Source organism: Devosia sp. (genome assembly GCF_036406155.1).
In the GTDB taxonomy this organism is placed as follows: Bacteria; Pseudomonadota; Alphaproteobacteria; order Rhizobiales; family Devosiaceae; genus Devosia_A.
This window is the reverse complement of sequence record NZ_DASWVV010000067.1, coordinates 1-6,900: the sequence shown is the minus strand read 5'-3', so window position 1 is coordinate 6,900 and position 6,900 is coordinate 1. Positions and strand designations below refer to the sequence as shown.

General features: G+C 69.9%; 6 protein-coding genes. 4 read left to right on the top strand and 2 right to left on the bottom strand.

Going from position 1 to position 6,900, the window contains the following annotated elements; genetic code table 11:
* Window positions 1–1,713: 1,713 nt before the first annotated feature.
* Window positions 1,714–2,736, bottom strand: a complete 1,023-nt coding sequence (locus VGD93_RS04250; protein ID WP_395009512.1) for a Gfo/Idh/MocA family protein — start codon at window positions 2,734–2,736, stop codon at window positions 1,714–1,716.
* A gap of 125 nt (window positions 2,737–2,861) precedes the next feature.
* Here VGD93_RS04250 and VGD93_RS04245 point away from each other — a divergent pair, with 125 nt between their 5' ends.
* Window positions 2,862–3,221: a DUF4326 domain-containing protein gene (locus VGD93_RS04245; RefSeq protein ID WP_395009510.1), complete on the top strand. Its 360-nt coding sequence runs from the start codon at window positions 2,862–2,864 to the stop codon at window positions 3,219–3,221.
* Between the two features lie 5 nt (window positions 3,222–3,226).
* Here the strand turns inward: VGD93_RS04245 and VGD93_RS04240 are convergent, their stop codons facing one another.
* Window positions 3,227–3,937, bottom strand: a complete 711-nt coding sequence (locus tag VGD93_RS04240) for a GntR family transcriptional regulator (protein WP_395009508.1) — start codon at window positions 3,935–3,937, stop codon at window positions 3,227–3,229.
* 75 nt (window positions 3,938–4,012) lie between these two features.
* Between VGD93_RS04240 and VGD93_RS04235 the strand changes: the two genes are divergently transcribed.
* The 3 genes from VGD93_RS04235 (at window position 4,013) to VGD93_RS04225 (ending at window position 6,859) form a co-directional block, all read left to right on the top strand.
* The gene (locus VGD93_RS04235) at window positions 4,013–4,993 is read left to right on the top strand and encodes a C4-dicarboxylate TRAP transporter substrate-binding protein (RefSeq protein WP_395009506.1); all 981 of its coding nucleotides are present in this window, start codon (window positions 4,013–4,015) and stop codon (window positions 4,991–4,993) included.
* A 66-nt stretch (window positions 4,994–5,059) separates the two neighbouring features.
* Complete coding sequence (locus VGD93_RS04230; RefSeq protein ID WP_395009504.1) at window positions 5,060–5,575, top strand: TRAP transporter small permease; 516 nt, start codon at window positions 5,060–5,062, stop codon at window positions 5,573–5,575.
* 3 nt (window positions 5,576–5,578) lie between these two features.
* A complete protein-coding gene (locus VGD93_RS04225; RefSeq protein WP_395009502.1) occupies window positions 5,579–6,859 on the top strand; it encodes a TRAP transporter large permease in 1,281 nt (426 codons plus the stop codon).
* The last annotated feature ends 41 nt before the right edge of the window (window positions 6,860–6,900 follow it).

Genomic DNA, 6,900 nt, shown 5'->3' with positions numbered 1-6,900 from the left:
CCCGTCACGGACCGGCCTGGCCGGGACGACTCCCGGCCTGCCCGGCCGGCGGCGCCCCAACCACTCGTCATGATCTCGCTTCGGGGCGCCGCTGGGGAGGAGCATAGGGCCGGTGCAGGGGACGGGGATTACTTTTTCCGGCGCGCTGCGACGGCAGCACCCGTGCCCCGCGGCACCACCCCCTCCCCGACCCTCCCCACGCTTCGCGGGGGAGGGTGAAGAGTGCGTCGCGGCTGGTTTCGGCTGGTGCAGGGAAGCGTCGCGGCCGGTTCCAGCGGGTAAGGGAAGCGTGCGGCTGGCTTTGGCTGGTGAGGCGAGCGTTGCGGCTGGCTTTGGCTGGTGATGGTGCCGGCCTGGTGGCACCATCGCGCCAAGCGCACCAGGGGACACCCTCCCCCTTGTGGGGAGGGTTGGGGAGGGGGCGCCCGCCCGCAAGGGGAGAACAGTCGCGACCGCACGATCCGGGCCCCAACCGCAGGTCCCGCCGTCCCCTGGCAGGGGGGAGAGTGCGACGGCAGCACCCGTGCCCCGCTGCACCACCCCCTCCCCGACCCTCCCCACGCTAACGCGGGGGAGGGTGAAGAGTGCGTCGCGGCCGGTTCCAGCGGGTGAGGCGAGCGTTGCGGCTGGTTCCGGCTGGTAAAGTGGGCGCTGCCGGCCCTGGTGGCACCATGGCGCCAAGCGCACCGGGGGACACCCTCCCCCTGGTGGGGAGGGTTGGGGAGGGGGCGCAGCCGCCCGCCGCGCCGGAGAACAGTCGCGACCGCACGATCCGGCCCCAACCACCGGGCCCGGGCGGTCACCCGTCCCCTGGCAGGGGGGAGAGTGCGGCTGCGGCACCCGTGTCCCCGGGGCACCACCCCCTCCCCGACCCTCCCCGCGCTTCGCGGGGGAGGGTGAAGAGGGCGTCGCGGCCGGTTCCGGCGGGTGAGGCGAGCGTTGCGGCTGGCTCCGGCGCGTGAAGGTGACCGCTGCCGGCTTTGGTGGCACCATCGCGCCAAGCGCACCGGGGGACACCCTCCCCCTTGTGGGGAGGGTTGGGGAGGGGGCACACCCGCCCGGAGCGCGGGAGAACAGTCGCGACCGCACGATCCGGCCCCAACCACCGGGCCCCTCGTTCCCCCCTTCCCTGGCAAGCAGGGACGGTGCCGACTGCGGCACCCGGCCCGCGGCACCACCCCCTCCCCGACCCTCCCCGCGCTGACGCGGGGGAGGGTGAAGAGGGCGTCGCGGCTGGCTCCGGCGGGTGCAGGGAAGCGTTGCGGCTGGCTTCGGCGGGTGAAGGTGGCCGCTGCCGGCCGTGGGGGCACCATCGCGCCACGCGCACCGGGGGACACCCTCCCCCTTGTGGGGAGGGTTGGGGAGGGGGCACCCGCCCGCAAGGGGGAGGGTGTATGCGCTGCTGCCGGGTCCGGCGGGTGACGGGTGCCCGCTGCCGGCCTTGGGGGCACGATCGCGTCACACCCACCGGAGGGCACCCTCTCCCACGAGGGGAGAGGGCGATCGAGTCGCGGCATCTGTGGCACCACTGAAATGCCTCTCGTCGCAGGGCCCGTGCCAGGCCTCAGCCCCCCACCCGGTCTCGCGACGGAGTTGGCAAGCCAATTCCTGCTCGACTCTCCCTCCCCGCGAGGGGAAGGGAGTCCCGACTGCGGGCAGCGGAGCGGGGGTGCGGGCGTTCCGCGCCCGCAACAACCAGGGCAGGAGAGGCGGCTATGCTTCCGGGCGTTCCTTGCCTTCGAGGCCGTAGGCGGCTTCGACGAGGGCGAAGGTCCTGAGGTTGTCCTCGGCCGAGGTATCGGCCGGGCGGCCGGCGCGCAGCGCCTCGACCATATGGCGGCAGGTGGTGAGCACGCTGTGCTGGGTCACGTGCCAGGGGCGCTCGGTCCAGGAGAGGAGCGGCGGTTCGGCGTCGACGACCTGCATGACCCCGTCGCTCGTCACTTCGATCCGCGAGCCGATGCGGGTGACGATGGCGCCCCTGTCGCCCTCGATCTCGACCAGCGTTTCGGGGAAGGAGTCGGGACGCCGGTGCGCGGCGTAGGTGCATTCGACGACGGAGACGGCGCCGGACTCGTGGCGCAGCAGCATGGTGGCGGTGTCCTCGCCGCGGACGGCGGGATTGCGGTACTGCAGTTCGGAGGAGACGTGCTCGACCTCGCCGAGGAAGAACCGGGCGAGGTCGAGCACGTGCACGCCGAGGTCGATGAGCACGAAGCGCTCCTCCCGGCGCAGATAGGGCTGGCCGGAATAGACGTCGTAGCCGGTGCGGAAGCTGATGCGGGCCCAGTTGGGGGTGCCGATGGCGCCGGAGCGCAGGATTTCGACGATCTTGCGCATCGGCTGCTGGAAACGGAAATTCTCGTGCACGGCGAGAAACACGCCGGCCTGCCGCGAGGCCTCGACCATGCGGCGGACTTCGGCGAGGTTGGCGCCGAACGGCTTCTGCACGATGGTGGGGACGCGGTGGCGCATGGTGAGCTCGACCAGTGCGGCGTGCGTGCGCATCTGCGTGGCGATGTCGACGAGGTCGAGCCGTTCCTGCTCCAGCATGGCAGCGGCGTCCGTGTACCAGCGGGCCCCGAAGGTCTCGCCGGCCGCCCGCGCCTTGTCCGCGTCGATGTCGCAGACGGCGGCGAGGGTGACGCCCTCCGGCGCCAGGTCCTTCCAGGCGTTGAGGTGGTTCTGCGCGAAGAACCCGCATCCGATCAGCCCGACTGCAATCGTTTCGACCATGCGCGCCTCCCGTGCAGGGGGATTGTCGGCACCCCGCGGCCCGGCTGTCGGGCCGCCGTTGCCGCTGGCGGTGCCCCCGCGGATGAGGCTAGTCTATGCTGGCCGGAAGCGAAACGGGAGGCCGGATGAGCACACCGCAGAGAATGCAGCTGTCGCGCCGGGCCGGTTTCGACCTGCAGGCGGCGTCGCGGGGCCTCAACGGCCTGCCGGCAAAGCCGATCGCGCGGCCGGGCCGGTGGGGCAACCCGTTCACCATCGAGGAGACGGCGCGCCGCTACGGCCTCGACAAGGCGGCGGCGCAGGCCAAGGCGGTGGAACTGTGCGGACAGTGGCTCAGGGGGACGCTCGATCCGGCGCTGGCGCCGGGAGAGCCGCCGAGCCGCGAGAGCATCCGCGCCGAACTGGGCGGGCACAACCTCGCCTGCTGGTGCCGGCCCGGCACGCCGTGCCATGCCGACATCCTGATCGCGCTGGCGAACGGCTAGCCGGCTCAGTCGGTGAACAGCTCGCGATGGGCCTGCGCCAGCCGGGGCAGGGAGGTGAGGATTTCGCTCAGGTGCAGCCGCATGGCCGCCTCGGCGTCGTCGGGGGCGTGCCGGCCCAGCGCGTCGACGATGGCCGCGTGCTGGCCGATCAGCGTGTCGATCGGGGTGGCGTTGGGCATGGACAGGTAGCGCACCCGGTCCATCTGCGCCTTCAGCCCCTCGAGCACGCGCCAGGCATGGTCGCAGTCGGCGCTGTGCGCGACGGCCTGGTGGAAAGCCTCGTCGAGGCGCAGGAAGGCGACGTGGTCGCCGCGCTCGGAAGCTTCGCGCTGTTCGGCGAGGATGCGATCGAGTTCGGCGATCTTGCCGCGCGACGCCTCGAGCGCGGCCTTGCGGACGATGGCGATCTCGATGGCCTCGCGCACGAAGCGGGCGTTCTGCACCTCGCGGATGGAGATCAGCTTGACGAAGGTGCCGCGCTGCGGCCGCACTTCCACCAGCCCGACATCGGCGAGCTTGATGAAGGCCTCGCGCACCGGCTGGCGGGAGACGCCGAGCTGGCGGGCCACGTCGGCCTCGGACAAGAGGTTGCCGGGCCGCAGCTGCAATTGCACGATGGCCTGGCGGATAGCGTCGAAGACGCGATAGCCGATCGTGCCCTGGCGGGCGCGCGCAGGGTCGTCGTCGAGGGTCAGCGGCAGGACTTCGGTCGTCATCTTGACACCAAGGATACTACCATACTAGTGCTGATGGCAATCGGCACGATGGGCGCCGAGGATGGGAGGATTGCCATGAAATTCACGTCGCTGACACCCCTGTTGGCCGCTGCCGCGCTGTTCGGCGCGGGCCTGCCGGCACTTGCAGCCGATTACACGCTGAGCGTCAATACCGCGCTCGCCACCAGCGACCCGCTGTACAAGGGGCTCGAAAGCTTCGTCGCTGGCGTCGCCAGCGCCAGCGGTGGCCGCATAGAAGTCAAGCTGTTCCCCAATTCCCAGCTCGGCCCGGACGAGGACGTGCTCGAGCAGGCGCGCGCCGGCGCACCGGTGGCGGTCGTCGTGGACGGCGGCCGCCTCGCCCCATTCGTCAACGAGTTCGGCGTGCTCGGCGCACCCTATCTCGCTTCCGGCTATGACGGCATTCGCAAGGTGGTGACCTCGCCGCTGTTCGAGGAGTGGGTCCAGAAGCTGCACGACACGTCGGGCCACCAGATCCTCAGCTTCAACTGGTGGCAGGGCGAGCGCCAGCTGTTCACCAAGAAGCCGGTCACGACCCCGGCCGACCTCGCCGGCGTCCGCATGCGCACCCCGGGCGCGCCGGTGTGGATGGAGACGGTCGCCGCGATGGGCGCGACGCCGACGCCGATGCCCTATGCCGAGGTGTATTCGGCGCTGCAGCAGAACGTCATCGATGCCGCCGAGGTGCAGTATCCGGCGGCCTGGGGCTCCAAGCTGCAGGAGGTGACGACGCACGTGACCAAGACCGGCCATATCAGCCTCATCACCGGGTTGGTGACGAGCGCCCAGTGGTTTGACGGCCTGCCCGAGGACCTGCAGAAGGTCCTGCGCGACGAGGCGCTCAAGGCCGGCGACGTCGCCTCCTACGGCACCCAGGACTCGCTGGCCCAGATCGAGGCCGACCTCAAGGCCGCGGGGGTAACGGTCACGGATATCGACGTGACTCCGTTCAAGGAGGCAACGGCCGCCGTCTACGTGAAACTGGGGTACGGCGAATTGCGCGACCAGTTGCAGGCGATCGCCGCGGGCCAATAACCTCTCCCTCACCCGGGCATGGGTGCCCGAAGCACCCATGCCGCCCCTTGCCGAGGGAGTGCCTCCATGCTTCGCCGCCTCGCCCAGCTCGAGTTCCTCGTCGCCGCCGGCCTGCTGGCCGTCATCGTGATCCTGGTGTTCACGGCCGCGATCATGCGCTTTTTCGGCCACCCGCTGATCTGGTCGGTGGACATGGCGCAGTTGCTGTTCATCTGGGTGTGCTTCTTCGGCGCCGCCCGCGCCATGCGCAGCAAGGGCCACATCGCCATCGACCTCGCCATCCGCTGGGTGCCGCACAAATGGCGGCTGGCGCTCGAATTCGCCGTCTCCGCTGTCGTGCTCGCCTTTCTCGGGCTGCTCGCGGTCGAGGGGACGCGGCTGGCGCTGCAGAATTCGCAGCGCCAATTCGGCGACAGCGGGTTGTCCTATGCCTGGGTCACCATGGCCGTCCCGGCCGGCTGCGTCATGCTGGGCATCGCGCTGGTGTGGAATGCCGTGGGCGCCTGGCGCCGCCGAAGCGACGGCGAGACGCTCGTCTATACGCGCTCGGAAACCGAGTACTCGAGCGTGAGCGAGCTCTGAGCCATGGCCCTCATCACCATCCTGTTCTTCGTGTTGATGCTGGTCGGGGCGCCGGTGGCGTTCGCCATCGGCATCTCGGGCTTCGTCTTCTTCGCGACCGACGGCGGCATACCGATGTCGATCGCCGTGCAGAAGATCGCCACCATGAGCCAGAGCTTCCCGCTGCTGGCGGTGCCGTTCTTCGTCTTTGCCGGCCACCTCATGAACGAGAGCGGCATCACCGAACGGCTGTTCAAGTTCTCCTACGTGGCGGTGGGCTGGATGGCCGGTGGGCTGGCCCAGGTGGCCATCGTGCTGGCGACGCTGATGGGCGGGGTTTCCGGCTCTGCCGTCGCCGATGCCGCCATGGAGGCCCGCATCCTCGGCCCGACCATGGTGGCAAAGGGCTACGGCAAGGGCTTCTCGGCCGCCGCCATCGCCGTCGGCTCGCTGATCACGGCGACCATTCCGCCCTCCATCGGGCTCATCCTCTACGGCTATGTCGGCAATGTCTCGATCGGCCAGCTGTTCCTGGCCGGCATCGTCCCCGGCCTGCTGATGATGGCCGGGCTGATGCTCACCACCTACCTGATCGCCCGCAAGCGCGGCTACGTCGTGGCCGACAGCGAGCGGCCGACGCTGGCGGCGCTGGGCCGTGCGGCGTGGGATGCCAAGTGGGCACTGTTCTTCCCGGTGGCGCTGGTGCTGACCATCCGCGGCGGGCTGTTCACTCCCTCGGAAGTGGGCGCCTTCGCCGTGGTCTACGCCGTCTTCGTCGGTTTCGTCTTCCACCGCGACATGACGTTCAAGCGGCTCAAGCGGGCCTTTTCGCACGCGATCTCGGATATCGGGCTGATCATGATCATCATCCTGATGAGCGGCATGGTCGGCTTCGCCATCATCTACCTGCAGGTGCCGCAGGGCATCTCGTCGTGGATGCTGGCGGGGATCAGCGACCCGCGCCTCATCGTGCTCGCGGTGCTGGGCTTCCTGCTCGTCGCCGGCCTGTTCATCGAGAGCACGGTGCTGGTGCTGCTGCTGACGCCGATCTTCGTACCGGTGGTCACCCAGGTGGGGATCGACCCGGTGCATTTCGGCATCCTGATGATGAGCATCGTCACGCTCGGCGGCATGACGCCGCCGGTCGGCGTGGCGATGTACGCAGTGTGCTCGCTGATGAACGTGCGCATCGAGGAGTACACGGTGGAATCCATCCCGTTCGTCGCGACGATCGTCGTGCTGATCGTGGCGCTGTTGTTCCTGCCCGACGTGGTGCTGTGGCTACCGCGGATGGCGTTTGGCTAGGGGCGGGGGCGGGGTGAGAGCGATGATGGGCAAGCTGGCGG

Excerpts from the sequence above, each read along its gene's own strand:
- VGD93_RS04225 (WP_395009502.1), top strand. The coding sequence starts at position 5,579 with ATGGCCCTCATCACCATCCTGTTCTTCGTGTTGATGCTGGTCGGGGCG.
- VGD93_RS04245 (WP_395009510.1), top strand. The coding sequence starts at position 2,862 with ATGAGCACACCGCAGAGAATGCAGCTGTCGCGCCGGGCCGGTTTCGAC.
- VGD93_RS04250 (WP_395009512.1), bottom strand. The coding sequence starts at position 2,736 with ATGGTCGAAACGATTGCAGTCGGGCTGATCGGATGCGGGTTCTTCGCG.
- VGD93_RS04240 (WP_395009508.1), bottom strand. The coding sequence starts at position 3,937 with ATGACGACCGAAGTCCTGCCGCTGACCCTCGACGACGACCCTGCGCGC.
- VGD93_RS04235 (WP_395009506.1), top strand. The coding sequence starts at position 4,013 with ATGAAATTCACGTCGCTGACACCCCTGTTGGCCGCTGCCGCGCTGTTC.
- VGD93_RS04230 (WP_395009504.1), top strand. The coding sequence starts at position 5,060 with ATGCTTCGCCGCCTCGCCCAGCTCGAGTTCCTCGTCGCCGCCGGCCTG.